General features: G+C 66.3%; 15 protein-coding genes, 1 tRNA gene, 1 pseudogene and 1 riboswitch. Of the genes and pseudogenes, 14 read left to right on the top strand and 3 right to left on the bottom strand.

The window, feature by feature from the left end; all coding sequences use genetic code 11:
- Positions 1 to 131 (bottom strand): hypothetical protein (locus tag ACLFRM_RS05875; RefSeq protein ID WP_410754791.1); only part of this gene is annotated, 131 nt, incomplete at its 3' end.
- 201 nt (positions 132 to 332) lie between these two features.
- On the opposite strand from ACLFRM_RS05875, the gene ACLFRM_RS05870 reads away from it, so the two are divergent.
- From ACLFRM_RS05870 to ACLFRM_RS05850, 5 genes are all read left to right on the top strand, one after another.
- Positions 333 to 614 (top strand): leucine zipper domain-containing protein, encoded by a 282-nt coding sequence (locus ACLFRM_RS05870; protein ID WP_410754790.1) that lies wholly within the window; start codon positions 333 to 335, stop codon positions 612 to 614.
- Positions 615 to 972: 358 nt separating this feature from the next.
- A tRNA-Val gene (locus ACLFRM_RS05865) sits at positions 973 to 1,049 on the top strand.
- 194 nt (positions 1,050 to 1,243) lie between these two features.
- On the top strand, positions 1,244 to 1,642 hold the full coding sequence (locus tag ACLFRM_RS05860; RefSeq protein ID WP_410754789.1) for a thiol-disulfide oxidoreductase DCC family protein: 399 nt from the start codon (positions 1,244 to 1,246) through the stop codon (positions 1,640 to 1,642).
- Positions 1,643 to 2,353 (top strand): SDR family NAD(P)-dependent oxidoreductase, encoded by a 711-nt coding sequence (locus ACLFRM_RS05855; protein WP_410754788.1) that lies wholly within the window; start codon positions 1,643 to 1,645, stop codon positions 2,351 to 2,353.
- Entirely contained in the window at positions 2,347 to 2,787 is a 441-nt protein-coding gene (locus ACLFRM_RS05850; RefSeq protein WP_410754787.1) for a DUF3429 domain-containing protein, read from the top strand. The genes ACLFRM_RS05855 and ACLFRM_RS05850 overlap by 7 nt, the downstream gene beginning before the upstream one ends.
- A gap of 20 nt (positions 2,788 to 2,807) precedes the next feature.
- On the opposite strand, the pseudogene ACLFRM_RS05845 reads toward ACLFRM_RS05850, so the two are convergent.
- Positions 2,808 to 3,086: pseudogene (locus ACLFRM_RS05845) on the bottom strand (diguanylate cyclase); the annotation flags it as partial.
- Between the two features lie 158 nt (positions 3,087 to 3,244).
- Here ACLFRM_RS05845 and ACLFRM_RS05840 point away from each other — a divergent pair.
- The 8 genes from ACLFRM_RS05840 (at position 3,245) to atzF (ending at position 13,318) form a co-directional block, all read left to right on the top strand.
- Complete coding sequence (locus tag ACLFRM_RS05840) at positions 3,245 to 3,478, top strand: hypothetical protein (protein WP_410754786.1); 234 nt, start codon at positions 3,245 to 3,247, stop codon at positions 3,476 to 3,478.
- A riboswitch (guanidine-I (ykkC/yxkD leader) is annotated at positions 3,464 to 3,567 on the top strand. (Overlaps the previous gene by 15 nt.)
- A 49-nt stretch (positions 3,568 to 3,616) precedes the next feature.
- Positions 3,617 to 4,708, top strand: coding sequence for a putative urea ABC transporter substrate-binding protein (locus ACLFRM_RS05835; RefSeq protein WP_410754785.1), 1,092 nt, complete (start codon positions 3,617 to 3,619; stop codon positions 4,706 to 4,708).
- A gap of 68 nt (positions 4,709 to 4,776) precedes the next feature.
- The gene (locus tag ACLFRM_RS05830) at positions 4,777 to 5,595 is read left to right on the top strand and encodes an ABC transporter permease (protein ID WP_410754784.1); all 819 of its coding nucleotides are present in this window, start codon (positions 4,777 to 4,779) and stop codon (positions 5,593 to 5,595) included.
- A complete protein-coding gene (locus tag ACLFRM_RS05825; protein WP_410754783.1) occupies positions 5,595 to 6,392 on the top strand; it encodes an ABC transporter ATP-binding protein in 798 nt (265 codons plus the stop codon). The genes ACLFRM_RS05830 and ACLFRM_RS05825 overlap by 1 nt, the downstream gene beginning before the upstream one ends.
- 2 nt (positions 6,393 to 6,394) lie before the next feature.
- The gene (locus ACLFRM_RS05820; RefSeq protein ID WP_410754782.1) at positions 6,395 to 7,144 is read left to right on the top strand and encodes an urea amidolyase associated protein UAAP1; all 750 of its coding nucleotides are present in this window, start codon (positions 6,395 to 6,397) and stop codon (positions 7,142 to 7,144) included.
- Positions 7,141 to 7,791 (top strand): urea amidolyase associated protein UAAP2, encoded by a 651-nt coding sequence (locus ACLFRM_RS05815; RefSeq protein ID WP_410754781.1) that lies wholly within the window; start codon positions 7,141 to 7,143, stop codon positions 7,789 to 7,791. Before ACLFRM_RS05820 ends, ACLFRM_RS05815 begins: the two co-directional genes overlap by 4 nt.
- Positions 7,792 to 7,892: 101 nt before the next feature.
- Positions 7,893 to 11,489 (top strand): urea carboxylase, encoded by a 3,597-nt coding sequence (uca, locus tag ACLFRM_RS05810; protein WP_410754780.1) that lies wholly within the window; start codon positions 7,893 to 7,895, stop codon positions 11,487 to 11,489.
- A 14-nt stretch (positions 11,490 to 11,503) separates the two neighbouring features.
- Positions 11,504 to 13,318 carry an allophanate hydrolase gene (gene atzF, locus ACLFRM_RS05805; RefSeq protein ID WP_410754779.1) on the top strand — a complete coding sequence of 605 codons (1,815 nt, stop codon included), beginning with the start codon at positions 11,504 to 11,506 and terminating at the stop codon, positions 13,316 to 13,318.
- A 59-nt stretch (positions 13,319 to 13,377) separates the two neighbouring features.
- Here atzF and ACLFRM_RS05800 read toward each other — a convergent pair whose 3' ends face one another.
- Positions 13,378 to 15,057: a GGDEF domain-containing protein gene (locus ACLFRM_RS05800; protein ID WP_410754778.1), complete on the bottom strand. Its 1,680-nt coding sequence runs from the start codon at positions 15,055 to 15,057 to the stop codon at positions 13,378 to 13,380.
- 372 nt (positions 15,058 to 15,429) lie between these two features.
- On the opposite strand from ACLFRM_RS05800, the gene ACLFRM_RS05795 reads away from it, so the two are divergent.
- The coding region (locus ACLFRM_RS05795; protein WP_410754777.1) for a retention module-containing protein at positions 15,430 to 17,085 on the top strand (1,656 nt) is incomplete at its 3' end.

The following is a 17,085-nucleotide window of genomic DNA, read 5'->3' as shown; positions in this document are numbered from 1 at the left end:
GCGCCCTGCCCCTCGATCACGCGGGCGGCGTTGCGGTAGGCCCGGACGCGGAACGGGTTGGCACCCTCGATCTCCAGCAGGGTCGCGAGCCGGTCGAGACAGGCCGCGATCTCCCGGTTGTGCACGCTCATCGGCGGCCTCCCCGATCTCGGTGATGCCAGTCAGGGGGCATGTACGGTATCGCGGACGCATCGTTCATCGCGGGCCTCCTTGGTCGACGTCAAATCAACGTCGTACGTCAAGCCTAGACGTGATCTCTCGACAAGTTGTTCATGCGGAACGTACCCGGAAGACTGGGGGTACAAATCGAAATCAATTCCCGGGAGTCCCGCATGAACCTTCACCAGAAGGCCCATTTGACACCTCGTGGTCGAGAGCTGTTGGTCAAGCGCGTTATCATCGATGGGCTGCTTCCGATCGGTGCGGTTCAGGCCGTCGGCGTAAGCCCGCCCATCGCCTACAACTGGCTGCGCCGCTACCGGCAGACAGGCTGGTTCGGGCTGCAAAACCGCTCTTCGCAGAGCCGTTACAGCCCTCGGTCCACGCCCGACCGATTGATCGAGGAGATCATCGAACGCCGCAAGGCGCCCCAGGCCTGTCGGCAGATCGCCTAGAGGCTCGGTGTCGGCGAGAGCACTGTCGGGCGTTGGCTGGCCCCGAATGGTGTGAACCGTCTGGCCAGTCTGGAGTCGGCTCGGCCGGCCAATCGCTACGACCACAAGTCGCCCGGCGATCTCTTGCATCTCGAAATCAAGCGACTCGGGGCGCTTCACGCAGCCCGGACATGTGTGTAACCGGCAACCTAGGCCTACACCCGCTCGTATGAGTCTTCCGCCCAAGGCGGTGTCCATCTGATCATGGGCTAGCATTGGGCTACGTGTGGGCTACGGCTGAAAACCATGATTAGAGCCGAGGGGAATTTGAAGTTGACACCCCGCAAAGAGGCGGTAGAATGCGCTCCCACTGAACGACAGGCGCGTAGCTCAGTTGGTTAGAGCACCACCTTGACATGGTGGGGGTCGTTGGTTCGAATCCAATCGCGCCTACCAACACCTAAAGCCCGGCAGACTGCGGTTTGCCGGGCTTTTTCGTGTCCGGGTTTCTTGCTGCTGTCCGATTGGGGCGGTGGGTCCGGCAATCCGCGTCCTGTTTTGAGAATGGCAGGAGTCGCCAAGGGCTTGCGGGCACGGGGCGGTGGGACGGTCTAGGCTTGCTTCGCTCCCGATAGGCTAGTGACCCGCTCATGACCGACCGACACGCCGACACCAATCGACCCACCGTCTTTTTCGATGGCTCCTGCCCGCTTTGTGCCCGAGAGATTCGCCACTACCGCCGTCTGCCGGGTGCCGAGTCGATCCGCTGGGTCGATGCCAGCCGGGATGTGACGTCGCTCGCGGCCGCTGGTCTCGACCGGGAGTCGGCCATGCGGCGGCTGCATGCCCGTCAGGCATCGGGCGATTGGGCGGTTGGACTGGGGGCGTTCCTGTTGATCTGGCGCCACCTGCCCCGGTATCGCTGGCTGGGCCGCGTCCTGGGCTGGCGGTTGCTACGCCCGCTGGTCGCACGCCTCTACGATGCCTTTGCCGACTGGCGCTATCGCCGCCGCTGCAAGCGCGGCTGCTCGATGCCGCGAGAGAGTTGAATGGGACGGCAGGTGCTGGTCGTCGGTGGGCACGGCGGGATTGGACGGGCGCTGGTCGAGATGCTGCGGCATGACACGACGATCGATGCCGTTCACGCCACTTGGCATCACCGCGAGCCCGAGCCCCTGGACGGGGTGACGTGGCGACGGGTCGATGTGACCGACGAGGCCTCGATTCAATCGCTGGCCGAGGAAATCACGACGCTCGACTGGCTGATCAACGCGGTCGGCTGGCTGCATGGCGATGGGGCCGGGCCGGAGAAGCACTCGCGGGAGGTCAACCGCGAGCATTTCCTGCGCGCCATGGAGATCAACGCCCTGCCCAGCCTGCTGCTGGCCAAGCACTTCCGCCGGCAACTCAAACGCTCGAACGCCGGCGTGTTCGCCACCGTCTCCGCCCGACTGGGTTCGATCGGCGAAAACGCTCTGGGCGGCTGGTACAGCTATCGTGCCAGCAAGGCGGCACTCAACATGGCGCTGCGCACGCTGGCCGTGGAGTGGCGACGCGAACTGCCGTCGGCCACCGTCGCCGCCTTGCACCCGGGCACCACCAACACGCCCCTGTCCCGGCCCTTCCAGGCCCGCGTGCCTGCCGATCAACTATTCTCGCCTGAACGGACAGCCGGCTACCTGCTGGCCGTCATCGCCGGACTGACCCCCGCGGTGAGTGGCCGTTTCTGGTCGTTCGATGGAGAGGAATTGCCGTGGTAAAGAGCACCCAAACCCGTGAGCAGACCCTGGCCTTTCATGCCCGACTGGCGGGAGTCGCCGGCCTGGTACCGTTCATCGCCCCTCTGATGGTGCTGTGGTGGTATCCGGCCTGGCACGATCTGGCCATCGCGACCCAACACGGCTATGCCGCGTTGATCCTGAGCTTTCTCGGCGGAATCTACTGGGGGGTGGCTTTGCATCGCTCGACCGCCCGCTGGATCTGGCTGAGCGTGTTGCCGACGCTGTGGGCATGGCCGGCACTGCTTCTGCCGGCCGGGCTATCTGCGTCGATGCTGGCATCCGGCTTTGTGCTGATGACGCTCCTCGACACGATCGCACGTCGAGAGGCCGCCATCCGCGAGTGGTTCTTCCGCCTGCGACTGACATTGAGCGCCGTTGCCACCGTCTGCCTGGTCGCGGGCATGTTCGTGTAGAACCGAACCAACCAGCGCTCCTCGATTGAGTGGTAAAGCATCACCAGGAGCTTATCCCCACCACATCGTGAGCACGCGACTCCTCGCGCAGGCACCCGCCCCACCTGCCGCAAGGCGACATAGCCCGTATGGTGTCCACGCTCGTCGTTGATCTGCTTGAATTCATCGACGTCGATCCAGAGCAGACCCAAGCACCGCGCCTCGCGCTCGACTCGATCGCGGGTCTGATCGAGTGCCTCCTGAAGCCACGGTGATCGAAGCCGTTCGGTCGGTGAGTCGACCCAGGCAAGCCGATTCAGGTCCGCGACCCGAGTCTCCAGCTCGCCGGGCTTTTTCGTGTCCGGGCGGCTGATTCAAATCAGGTTCAAAACGTCGACCAAGATTGGTGGCAGGCGACCCATGCCGCATCCGCGTTGCAATGACGCAAGCGGATCGTACTCGCTGGTGCGGAGGGTCGATGGCCGTGGCGAACCGCACCACTACGGGGCACTCCGCCCCACCGATGTGCATGAAGTCGCGCGCCGGCCTCGACAGTGACGGAACCGCAAGTCGCAAGCTCCTGTTTTTTATCCGGTCCACCACCGATCCGGCGATTGGCATCATCCCTGCAGACAGGATAGTCGTGACGCGCAAGGAGTCTGGACGTGCGCATCCGGACACCGTCAACAACCTGAATCAAATGGGCGACTAGGGTTCCGATCCGCACCGCGGATGACTGGTCCGAGAGTCGCCGACCTCTCCTTCAAAGGGGTTACACGGCGGGACAAAAGCCCGGGAGATCGCACGTGATGCTCCGGCGCGCCGTCCGTTAACCACACAGGAGAGAACCATGCCTGGTTTCAAACAGCCGCTTCGCTCGTATCTGACCGCCACTGTTCTATCGGTGGCTACCCTTGCCGGCACCGCCGCCGCGCCTCAGGCCCTCGCCGAAGAGCGTGACAGCTTCCAGATCGCCTGGAGCATCTACGTGGGCTGGATGCCGTGGGGCTATGGCGAGGCCGAGGGCATCGTCGACAAGTGGGCCGACAAGTACGACATCGAGATCGACGTCGTGCAGATCAACGACTACATCGAGTCGATCAACCTCTACACCGCCGGCTCCTACGATGGCGTAACCGTCACCAACATGGATGCGCTGACCATCCCGGCGGCCGGTGGCGTCGACTCGACCGCGCTGATCATGGGTGATTTCTCGGACGGCAACGACGGCGTCGTGCTCAAGGGCAGCGACAAGCTCGAGGACATCGAGGGACTGCCGGTCCAGCTGGTCGAGCTGTCCGTCTCCCACTACCTGCTGGCGCGCGCGCTGGATTCGGTCGACATGAGCGAGCGTGACATCGAGGTGGTCAACACCTCCGATGCCGACATCGTCGGTGCCTTTTCCTCCTCCGACGTCGAGGCCGTGGTCACCTGGAACCCGCAGCTCGGCGAGATCGCGAAGCGCGATGACGCCCACGTGGTGTTCGACTCCTCGCAGATCCCCGGCGAGATCATGGATCTGCTGGTCGTCAACACCGAGACACTCGAGGACAACCCCAAGCTCGGCAAGGCACTGACCGGGGCCTGGTACGAGATCATGGAGACCATGCACGGCGATGGCGAGGCCGCCGTCGAGGCGCGCACCGACATGGCCGAGATGGCCGGCACGGACCTCGCCGGCTACGAGGCTCAACTCGATTCCACCAGCATGTTCTACGACCCGGCCGAGGCGGTGTCCTTCTTCGAGAGCGACACCCCGAAGGAAACCATGGACAGCGTCCGCCAGTTCGCCTTCAAGCACGGCCTGCTGGGTGAGCGCGCCGACAACCCCGACTTCGTCGGCATCGAGTTCGCCGACGGCTCGGTACTGGGCAACGAGTCCAACGTCCAGTTCCGCTTCAATGCAGAGTACATGCGCATGGCGCGTGACGGCGAGCTCTGATCGGCGCACGTCGACCCGGCGTGGGCACCACCCGCCCGGGATCTTCACCGAGCCAAACGGACTGATCCATGAAGCGCTTGCTCAACCAGACGCCGGGGGAACCCTGGCGACTCGCCCTCGGCCTGCTGCCGTTCGTCCTGGTGCTGCTGGTCTACGTCTCGGCCTCCGCCGCCCGTCTGGCGGAGAACCCGGAGGACCCGCTGCTCCCGTCGATCGCGGCAATGGCGGACACCTTCGTCGAGGTCGCCACCGAACCCAGCCGGCGCACCGGCGAGATCACCCTGTGGGTGGACACGTCGGCCAGCCTGATCCGGCTCGGTCTCGGCGTGGGCATCGCCATGGCCATCGGGCTGATCGTCGGCGTGTTCACGGGGCTGATTCCCTACGTGAATCGCTCGCTGTCACCGTTCGTCTCGGTCCTCTCCATGATCCCGCCGCTCGCGGTGCTGCCGATCCTCTTCATCGCCCTGGGCGTCGGCGAGGTCGCCAAGGTGGCACTGATCGTGTTCGGGATCGCCCCTTTCATCATGCGCGACATCCAGCAGCGCGTGGAGGAAATCCCCCGCGAGATGCTGGTGAAGGCGCAGACCCTGGGCGCCAACACCTGGCAGATCATCCTGCGACTGGTGCTGCCGCAGGTCATGCCCCGCCTGCTCGACGCCACGCGCCTGGCGCTGGGCACGGCCTGGCTGTTCCTGATCGCCTCGGAGGCCATCGCCGCCAAGGAAGGCCTGGGCTACCGCATCTTCCTGGTACGTCGCTACCTCGACATGGAGCTGATCCTGCCCTACGTCGCGTGGATCACGCTGCTGGCGTTCCTTGCGGATGTGCTCCTGCGGGTGGTCGTGCGCGTCATCTTCCCCTGGTACCGGGCACGGAGGTCCTGATGAGTACGGTCACCCTCAAGAACGTCTGGAAGGAATACGGCCGCGACGTGGTGCTCGAGAACGTCAACCTGCACGTCGAACCCGGCGAGTTCGTCACCATCGTCGGCGCCTCGGGCTGCGGCAAGAGCACGTTCCTGCGGATGCTGCTCGGCCAGGAGAGCGCCACCCGCGGCGTAATGGAGCTTGACGGCAAGCCGATGCCCGACGAGCCGGGTCCCGATCGCGGCGTGGTCTTCCAGAAATACTCGGTGTTTCCGCACCTGACCGCGCTGGGCAACGTGCTGGTGGCCGAGGAACTGGGCGAGGCCCGCCTGACCGGACGACTGTTCGGTCGCCGGCGCCGCGAGGCGCGCAAACGGGCGCGGGAGATGCTCGCCTCCGTCGGACTCGAGCAGGCGGCCAACAAGTACCCCAACGAGCTCTCGGGGGGCATGCAGCAGCGCCTGGCGATCGCCCAGGCCCTGATGAAGGACCCGAAGATCCTGCTGCTCGACGAGCCGTTCGGCGCTCTCGACCCCGGCATCCGCCGCGACATGCACGAGCTGGTACTGGATCTGTGGAGGCGCCAGGGCCTGACCATCTTCATGGTCACCCACGATCTCAAGGAGGCCTTCGAACTCGGCAGTCGCCTGCTGGTGTTCGACAAGGTCCGCCACGACCCGCAGGCCCCCGGAGCCTACGGGGCCAACATCACCTTCGACATTCCGCTGGCCACGGCTGCCCCGCATCCCTCGATCTACCGCGCCGTGGGTGAACGCGTGGGCGTCGATACCGATTCATTCACCGCCGAGGAGTAAGGATGAGCATTTTTCCCGAACCCAGCACGCCGATCGTGTACCGGGACACCCTGCCCGGCGCACGCTACTGGTCGCTGGTGGTAAGGCGCGGCTTCACGCTGCGCCTGGTCGACCGCGACGGGCGCGCCAACGTCTCCACCCTGTTGTACAACCCGGCCAATCCGCTCGAGCGTTACAACGCCCCCGACACGCTCAAGGGCCAGCACACCTCGAAGCTGACCAAGGGCAACATGCTCTATTCGGACATGGGGCGGGTGATGATGTCGATCGTCGACGACAGCGTCGGCTGGCACGACACCATCGGCGGCATCACGGACGACGTCATGATCCGCGACAAGTACGGCGAGCACGGCTACCAGGATTACGGCAACGACTTCTACCGCAGCGGCCGCGAACTGTTCCTGATCGAGCTGGCCAAGTGGAACCTCGGCCGACGCGACCTGGTGCCCAATCTCAATTTCTTCAGCAAGGTGCACGCCGACGAGAACGGCGCCCTGCGGTTCGACGAGGGCAACAGCCGGCCCGGCGACCATATCGACCTGCGCGCGGAGATGGACACCCTGGTGGTGCTCAACACCGCCCCGCACCCGATGGACCCCAACCCGTCCTACCGTCCCGGGGATATCGATGTCGCCATCTACCGCTCGGAACCGGTGGTGCCCGCCCACGACTACTGCGTCAACTTCCGCCCCGAGAACGCGCGTGCCTACGCCAACACCGCGATCCACAACTGTCAGGAGGTCGTCTCATGAGCAGCCAGACACTGGTCGAAAGCCCGCTCGACCCGGCCGACGCCATCTACCGCGAGGTGGTCCCGGCAGGCAAGCCCTGGATGCACGAAGTGAAGAAGGGCCAGACCTTCCGCATCCTCGATCTCGAGGGAAACCAGGCCGCCGACACGATCTTCTACAGCCTCGAGCGACCCACCGAGGAGCATTACAGCGCGATCGACACCATCCGCTCCCAGGTCAACGCCTACCTGACGGCCGGCTCGGAGCTGATCTCCAACGAGGGCAACGTGATGCTGACCATCACCGCGGATACCTGCGGGCGTCACGACACGCTCGGCGGGGCGTGCTCGGCCGAGTCCAACCAGGTGCGCTACGCGCTCGACAAGAAGCCGATGCACAACTGCCGCGACAGCTTCCTGACCGCGATCGCCGAGAGCCATTACGGCCTGACCAAGCGCGACATCGTGCCCAACATCAACTTCTTCATGAACGTGCCCCTGACCCCCGAGGGCGGCCTGACCTTCGAGGACGGCATCTCGGATGCGGGCAAGTACGTCGAGATGCGCGCCGAGATGGACGTGATCGTGCTGGTCTCCAACTGCCCGCAGCTCAACAACCCCTGCAACGCCTACAACCCGACCCCGGTCGAGATGCTGGTCTGGGACTGATCCCGGCAGTGACCCGACCGCACCGGGGACGACCCCGGGCGATGTTCACCCCGGCGGGACGGCCCGCCTGACCCGGTCACCGGTCCTCTGGAATGCCCGACATGTTCGACAAGGTTCTCATTGCCAATCGCGGCGCAATCGCCTGCCGCATCATCCGTACCCTCAAGCGCCTCGGCGTGCGCTCGGTGGCCGTCTACAGCGAGCAGGACCGCCACGCCCTGCACGTACGCCAGGCCGACGAGGCCGTCTGCATCGGCGAGGCAGCGGTCACCGCCTCCTACCTGAATGCCGAGCGCATCCTCGAGGTCGCCCGCGAGACCGGCGCCCAGGCCATCCACCCGGGTTACGGCTTTCTCTCGGAGAACGCGGCGTTTGCCGAAGCCTGCGAGGCCAACGGGATCGCCTTCATCGGCCCCACGCCACGGCAGATGCGCGAATTCGGCCTCAAGCACACCGCCCGGGCACTGGCCGAGGCCGCCGACGTGCCGATGCTGCCGGGCACGGGCCTGCTCGACGACGTAGAGCAGGCCAAGCTTGATGCCGAACACATCGGCTATCCCGTGATGCTCAAGAGCACCGCCGGGGGCGGCGGCATCGGCATGCGCCTGTGCGAGACGGCCGCCGAGCTCGAGGATGCCTTCGAATCCGTCCGGCGCCTGTCGGAAAACAACTTCTCCGACAGCGGCATCTTCCTGGAGAAGTTCGTCCGCAATGCCCGCCACGTCGAGGTGCAGCTGTTCGGCGACGGCCGGGGCCAGGTGATCGCGCTGGGCGAGCGCGACTGCTCGCTGCAGCGCCGCAACCAGAAGGTGGTCGAGGAGACCCCGGCACCCAACCTCACCCCGGAGGTCCGCGAGGAACTGCAGCGGGCCGCCGAGGCGCTCGGCCGGAGCATCGACTACCGCTCGGCCGGCACCGTCGAGTACATCCTCGATGCCGACACCGGTCGCTTCTACTTCCTCGAGGTCAACACCCGCCTGCAGGTCGAGCACGGCGTGACCGAGGAGGTCACCGGCGTCGACCTGGTCGAGTGGATGGTGCGCGGTGCCGCCGGGGACCTGCCCGATCTGGAGACCCTGCGCCCGGAGCGCATCAAAGGTCATTCGATCCAGGTGCGCCTGTACGCCGAGGACCCCGGCAAGCATTTCCAACCCTCGACCGGCCTGCTCACCGAGGTGCGCTGGCCCACGGATACCCGCATCGAGACCTGGGTGGAGAGCGGCACGGAGATTTCGCCCTTCTACGACCCGATGGTCGCCAAGCTGATCGTGCATGCCGCCGACCGGGATGCCGCGATCGCAAGGCTGCGCGAGGCGCTCGACCAGACCGGCATCCACGGGCTGGAGACCAACCTGCTCTACCTGCGCCAGGTGGCCACCGATCCGGGCTTCACCTCGGGCCAGTACACCACCGCCCATCTCGCCGGCATCGACTACCGCGCGCCGACGATCGAGGTGGTCAAGCCCGGCACGCAGACCACCATCCAGGACTACCCCGGCCGGGTCGGCTACTGGGACATCGGCGTGCCGCCGTCGGGCCCGATGGACAGGCTCGCCTTCCGCCAGGCCAACCGCCTGGTCGGCAACGCGGAGGACGCCGCCGGGCTGGAGCTGACGGTCAACGGCCCGACGCTCAAATTCAACACCGACGCCACCATCGCCCTGACCGGCGCGACCATGACGGCCAGCCTCGACGACGAGCCGGTGGCCTTCTGGGAACCGGTGCCCGTCCGGCGCGGCCAGGTGCTCACGATCGGCGCAGTCGAGGGAACGGGTGCACGGGCGTATCTGGCCTTGCGCGGCGGACTGGACGCCCCCCGGCACATGGGCAGCCGCTCGACCTTCACCCTCGGGCAGATGGGCGGACACGGCGGGCGCGTGCTGTGGCCCGGCGACGTGCTGCATCTCGGCGGCGAGACCGCCGGCGAGCCTGCGCCCATGCCCACCGAGGCGATCCCGGCTTACGGCAACGCCTGGACGGTGCGCACCATCTACGGCCCGCACGGCGCGCCCGACTTCTTCACGCCCGATGACATCGAGATGTTCTTCGGCACCGACTGGGAGGTGCACTACAACTCCAGCCGCACCGGGGTGCGCCTGATCGGGCCGAAGCCCGAGTGGGCCCGCGAGGACGGCGGCGAGGCCGGCCTGCACCCGTCGAACATCCACGACAACGCCTACGCCATCGGCACGATCGACTTTACCGGCGACATGCCGGTGATCCTGGGCCCGGACGGCCCCAGCCTGGGCGGGTTCGTCTGCCCGGCGACCATCATCACCGCCGACCTGTGGAAGCTCGGCCAGTTCAAGCCCGGCGACACCATCCGCTTCGTGCCCACCACGCTTGCCGAGGCCAACCGCCTCGAACGCGAACAGGACCAGGCCATCGATCGCCTCGAGCCGGCCGAGCGCAAGGCCGAGCCAGCCCCGATCACCACGCCGGTGATCCGCGAGCGCCGCGCGGACCGTGGCGAGCACGAGGTGGGCGTGACCTACCGCCCGGCCGGCGACAAGTACCTGCTGGTCGAGTACGGCCCGATCGTGCTCGACCTCTCGCTGCGCTTTCGCGTCCAGGCGTTGCTCGAATGGCTCAAAGAACAGGGCATCGACGGCATCGTCGAGATGACGCCGGGCGTGCGCAGCCTGCAGATCCACTACGAACCGCGCGAGCTTTCCACCGAGCGGTTGCTGACGATCCTCGAACAGGCCGAGAGCGAACTGAAGAGCCTCGAGGAGGTGGAACTGCCCTCGCGGATCATCCACCTGCCGCTGGCCTGGGACGACAGCCAGACCCAGCTGGCCACCGAGAAGTACATGCAGTCGGTGCGCAAGGACGCGCCCTGGTGCCCGCGCAATATCGAGTTCATCCGCCGGATCAACGGCCTGGAGAGCGAGGAAGAGGTCAAACGCATCGTCTTTGATGCCTCGTACCTGGTCATGGGTCTGGGCGACGTGTATCTCTCCGCCCCGCTGGCCACGCCGGTCGACCCGCGCCATCGCCTGGTGACCACCAAGTACAACCCGGCGCGCACCTGGACGCCGGAGAACGCGGTGGGCATCGGTGGCTCGTACATGTGCATCTACGGCATGGAGGGCCCGGGCGGCTACCAGTTCGTCGGCCGCACCCTGCCGATCTGGAACCGCTACAAGAAGACGCGCGAATTCCAGCAACCCTGGCTGCTGCGCTTCTTCGACCAGATCCGCTACTACGAGGTCAGCGAGGAAGAGCTCTTGAAGATGCGCGATGCCTTCCCGCACGGCGGCATCGAGCTGACGATCGAGGAGACCACCTTCTCGCTGGGCCGCTACAACCGCTTTATCGAGGAAAACGCCGCGGAGATCCGCGCCTTCAAGGAGCGCCAGCAGGCGGCCTTCGAGGCCGAGCGCCAGCACTGGATCGCCACCGGCCAGGCCAACTACGAATCCGAGGCCGAACCGGTCGACACCGGCATCGACACCATCGAGCTCGAGGACGGCCAGACGGCTATCTCGGAACACGTCCACGGCGTGGTCTGGAAGCTGGAGGTCGACGAGGGCGACCGGGTCGAGCCCGGCCAGACGCTGATGGTGCTCGAGTCGATGAAGATGGAGATCCACGTCGACAGCGAGGTCGCCGGCACGGTGGCCCGCCTGTTGTGCCGGGAAGGCGACCAGGTCAAGCCCGGCCAGACCCTGATCGTGCTCGACAACGCCGAGTGAAGGAAGAAAACCCCATGAACGCAATCACCCTGACCGAACTGCTCGCCGCCTACCGCGAGGGCGATCTGGACGTGCGCGCACACCTCGGCGAGGTCATGCGGACCATCCGCGCGGCCGACGACCACCACGCCTGGATCACCGTGCTCGACGACGCCCAACTCGAGTCCTACCTGGCGAGACTCGAGGCGAGCGAGCCGACCGAACTGCCGCTCTACGGGGTGCCGTTCGCGATCAAGGACAATATCGACTTGGAAGGCGTGCCCACCACCGCCGGCTGCCCCGACTATGCCTACACGCCCGAGCGCTCTGCCTTCGTGGTCGAGCGCCTGATCGACGCCGGTGCCGTGCCGGTGGGCAAGACCAACCTCGACCAGTTCGCCACCGGGCTGGTCGGCACCCGCTCGCCCTACGGGGCCTGCCGCAACGCCTTCGACCCGGATTACCTCTCCGGCGGGTCGAGCTCGGGCTCGGCGGTGGCCGTGGCCCTCGGCCAGGTGGCCTTTTCGCTGGGCACCGACACCGCCGGTTCCGGGCGGGTGCCGGCGATGTTCAACAACCTGGTCGGCGTCAAGCCCACCCGCGGCCTGCTGAGCGCCAGTGGCGTGGTGCCGGCCTGCCGCACGCTCGATACCGTCTCGATCTTCGCCCTGACCGCGCCGGATGCCCAGCGGGTGTTCGACGTGGTCGCCCGCTTCGACGAGCAGGATGCCTACGCCCGCCGCGACCGCGTGCCCGAGCTCGGCCACGGCGCGATCCCGGCCACCGGCTTTCGCTTCGGCGTGCCCAAACGCGAGCAACTGGCCTTCTTCGACGATGCGGAGAACCCGGCGCTGTTCGATGCGACCGTCGAGCGGCTGGCAGAACTGGGCGGCACGGCGGTGGAAATCGATTTCGCGCCGTTCCTGGAGGCCGCCCGCCTGCTCTACGAGGGCCCGTGGGTGGCCGAGCGTTACGCCGCGATCGAGGCCTTCATCGAGCAATCGCCCGACAGCCTGCACCCGGTCACCCGGCAGATCATCGCCGGCGGCGCCGCTCCCCGGGCCGCCGAGGCCTTCAAGGCGCAGTATCGGCTGGAAGCACTGCGCCGGCAGACCGAATCGGCCTGGAACGACGTGGATCTGATCGTCACGCCCACCGCCGGGCGCCACTACCGCATCGACGAGGTCGAGGCCGACCCGGTGCAGAAGAACAGCGACCTGGGCTACTACACCAACTTCATGAACCTGCTCGACTTCGCCGCGCTGGCCGTGCCGGCGGGTTTTCGCGACGACGGGCTGCCCTTCGGCGTCACCCTGTTCGCCCCGGCGTTCACCGACCGCGACCTGCTCGCACTGGGCGACCGGCTGCAACGGGCGAGTGCCGACCGGCTCGGTGCTAGCGACCGGACGCTCCCCGGGCAGACACTCGACGCCGGCGGCGAGCATGTCATCCCGGTGGTGGTATGCGGCGCGCACCTGAGCGGCCTGCCGCTGAACTGGCAGTTGACCGAACGCCGGGCCCGGCTGGCCGAGACGACCCGCACCGCCCCCGAATACCGCTTCTACGCCCTGCCCGGCGGGCCGCCGGCGCGACCCGGGCTGGTGCGGGTCGAGGAAGGCGGCACGGCCATCGACGTGGAGGTCTGGGAGGTGCCCGCGAGCGAATTCGGCTCGTTCGTCGCCGGGATTCCGGCCCCGCTCGGCATCGGCAAGCTCAAACTGATCGACGGGCGGGAGCTGCCCGGCTTCATTTGCGAGCCCATGGCCACGCAGGGCGCGAAGGACATCTCGGCCCTGGGCTCGTGGCGGCACTATCTCGATCAGGCGCAGCCCGCCGCCCCATCGGCCTGAACCGGCCCGAGCGATCCCTGCGACCGGCACCCACCAGCCCTCTCAGGCCCATTGCCCGATCAGAAACAAACGCGATTGCGTCCCTGCTCCTTGGCCCGGTAGAGGGCGCGGTCGGCACGGGCGAGGATCTGGGAGAGCGGTTCGGTGCCCTCGGCGCAGTAGCCGCCCATGCTGATCGTGACCGGCTGTCCGCCGACGGCAACGCGACTGGCAACACGCTCGCGCAGGCGTTCGGCGACGCTGGCCATGCGGTCCTCCGTGGACGGGTACAGCATCACCAGGAACTCGTCGCCTCCCCAGCGGCCGGCCATGTCGTAGCCACGCAATTCCTCGCGCAGGCAGTCGGCCACCTCGCGCAACGCGACGTCGCCGGTGTCGTGACCGCGAACGTCGTTGATCTGCTTGAACTCGTCGACGTCGATCCACAAGAGACTCAACCGCTCGCCTTCTCGCTCGGCGCGTTCGCGCGTCCGGTCGAGGGCCTCCTGCATGCCGCGTCGGTTGGGCAGCTCGGTGAGCGAGTCGACCCGTGCCAGGCGATTGAGTTCGGCGGTGCGCGCCTCGACCCGTTCCTCCAGCTCCCGCGTGTGGGCCTGGATGGTGTTCGCCATGTCGCTGAAGTGGCGCACCAGCCGGGCCATCTCGCCGCTGGCCGCCGGCAGGTCGCCACGCACGTAGCGACCGTTCTTCAACGCCTGCATGGCCGATTCCAGCGCGCTGATCGGCTGCAACAGCAAGCGGCGCACCGCAACGTGCAGCAGGAGAATGCTGATCATCAAGGCGATCAGGACGATGATCAGCAGGGGCACGAAACGTGACACCGGCATGATCACGTCGAGGTCGAGCAGAGTCACCTCGTACCAGCCGATGCGCGGCAGCCAGGCCACCCCCATCAGATGGCGCTTGCCCTCCACGGTGACAAAGGTGGTATGCACATTCCCCGGCGTTTCCTGAGCGGTCCCGAGCAGCCGGCGGATACCCTCGCGGCTCTCGGCATCGTCCACCAGCCGTTCGACGTGGCTTTTCTGTCCCTCGGGCTTGACTAGGCTGGCGTAGTCGATCAGGTCGCGATCGCGGTACAGCTGGATGGCGCCACCATGGTCGACGAAGATGGTCGTGATCCCGGGCTGGTCGACGGCGACCGTCTCGGCGAGCATGGCCTCGAGCTCCAGCCCGGTACCGACCACGCCCAGGATCTCCTCGGTCGCCGGGTCGCGCATCAGCACGTCGATCCAGAGCTTGATCACCCCGAGCTCGGTATCCGGATTGACGTTCAGGTGGAAGTCCCGCCCCTGCTCGATCAAGCGGTAGAACCAGGCATCGTCCGGATCGTCGGGGGAAAGGTGATAGCGCAACGAGTCGTCGGCGAACTCGTCCTCACCGTTGTTGAAGTAGTAGGCGCCGTTGGCCTCGAGGGCGACGAAGTAGTTACTGGCGCCGAAGTTGCGGCGAAAACGCTCCATCTCCGCCTTGGCCGCGGACTCGAGGGCCTCGGCTTGGGGATCACGGGCGAGATCCTGGATGATGGGCGAATCGGCCATCTGTCGCGCCAGCGCGATCTCGCGCTCCAGCGGCTGCAGCAGACGGGCGCTGTCGTAGCGCACCTGCACCTCGGCGACCCGAGTGCCCCACTGCTCCACCACGCCGGTCGCCACCCGATCGAATACCTGCCAGATGGCGAACGCCGTCCCGAGTACCAGGCCTACGGCAATCCAGATAAAGCGGGTGCCGAGACTCATCACGCCGCCACCACGGACGGCCCGCGCGGGCCGTCGCGATGACAACTGACGCATACGACTCGTGCCACAACCGCAACGATGCCCTGACTCAGCATCCCCGCCCCATCCACTCCGGCTCCTTTTGCAAGGCGACGTCCTCATCCAATATGACAGGCGGCGTATGTTACGGCAGGCAACAAGGTTAGATGGAATGAAAATCCGTTATCGAACATCACGCGGCCTCGACATTCGCCAGAGATCGCGATTACCCACCCCTTGTACCTTCGGCCAATAGACGAGTGTTCCCCACAGGTCGAAACTTCGTGCCATCAAAGGCATTTTCGCTCGTTACCGGTCTGGGAAACGAGGCAGCGAACCAACGGAGAGACCGTCATGGCCGAATCGATCGCGATTGTTCTGGAAGTCGAAGGGGATGTGTGGGCACGTTCGGCAGACGGCGAGATGCGCCTGCTGCGGGCGGGCGATTCCGTCTTCGCGGGTGAGACGGTCGTCACCGCGCAGGACGCGCGGGTCAGCCTGGATCTCGACAACGGCGAGTCCGTGCAGCTGGCCGGAGGCCAGTCGCTGTTGATGTCCGCCGAGATGCTGGCCGAGGCCGAACCGGACAGTGACGAACAGGCGGTGACCGACGAGGGCATCGAGGAAGTGCTCGCGCTGCTCGAGGGCGATGGCGACATCCTCGAGGAACTCGAAGCACCGGCCGCCGGCACCACCGGTGGCGGTGGCGGCGGTGGCCGGACCATCGTCGAGGTCACGCGCATCGTCGAACAGATCGACCCGCTGGCCTTCGACTTCGCTGGCCCGACGCGCCAACCCAACGAGCCGACTCCGGGCGTGACCGGCCTGGACGCCGAGGCGCAAGCGGCCGAAGAACCGGCCGAGCCGACCCCGCCGGAAGAAACCACCCCGGCGATCACCATCAATCTCGATGACCAGAACGGCGAGACCGTTACCGAAAGCCTGATTTCCGGCACCACCACCAACGTGCAGGCAGGTCAGACGGTCGCCATCGAGGTGACCGACGGCGAGACCACCATCTCCACCAGCGCGATCGTCCAGTCGGACGGCAGCTACCAGGTCGTCGAGGATCTCAGCGACCTGTCCGACGGCGAAATCACGGCGACCGCCACCGTCAGTGACCAGTCCGGCAACGAGGCCACGGACACCGATACGGCCCTCCTCGACACCGAGGCCAGCGCGTCGATCACCATCGACACCATCGCCGGCGACGATGTGATCAACGGCGAGGAAGCCCAGCAGGACATCACCATCACCGGCACGGTCGGCGGTGATGCCGGCGAAGGCGACACCGTCACGCTGACGATCTGGGGACAGGATTTCACCGGCACCGTCGATGGCGACAATAACTACGCCATCGATGTCCCGGGCAGCTTCCTCGTCAACGGCGGATTGATCGACATCCAGTCCGACACGCCGAACGCCGATTTCCGTGAGGGCCAGAACCCCGACTTCGGCAATGGTGATTTCCCGATCCCCTCGCCGGAAGGCGGTCTGGTGGAAGCATCCGTCTCCGGCAGCGACGATGCCGGCAACTCGTACTCGGCGACTGCCGAACGGCCGTATCAGGTAGACATGTCGGCCATCGCCTTTATCGACATCGACACCATCGCCGGCGACGACGTCATCAATGAAGAGGAATCCGGCGAGTCCATCACCATCACCGGGTCGGTCTACGGCGACGCGACCGAGGGCGACACCGTCACCCTGACCGTGGGCGGCGAGACATTCGAGGGCACCGTGGATGGTGATAACGCCTACGCGATCGACGTCCCCGGCAGCCTGCTCGCGGATAACAACCTGGTCAGTGCCAATGTCACCGGCACCGACGACGCCGGCAACCCCTTCTCCGCGGACAACCTTCGCGAGTATGGCGTGGACACCGAGGCCTCCGCCACGATCGAAATCGACACCATCGCCGGTGACGACGTGATCAACGAGGAAGAATCCGGCCAGACCATCACCATCACCGGGTCGGTCGGTGGCGATGCGCGCGAGGGCGATACCGTC

This window comes from Guyparkeria sp., from assembly GCF_046540515.1.
Classification (GTDB): Bacteria; Pseudomonadota; Gammaproteobacteria; order Halothiobacillales; family Halothiobacillaceae; genus Guyparkeria.
This window is presented reverse-complemented; position numbering and strand designations above follow the sequence as displayed.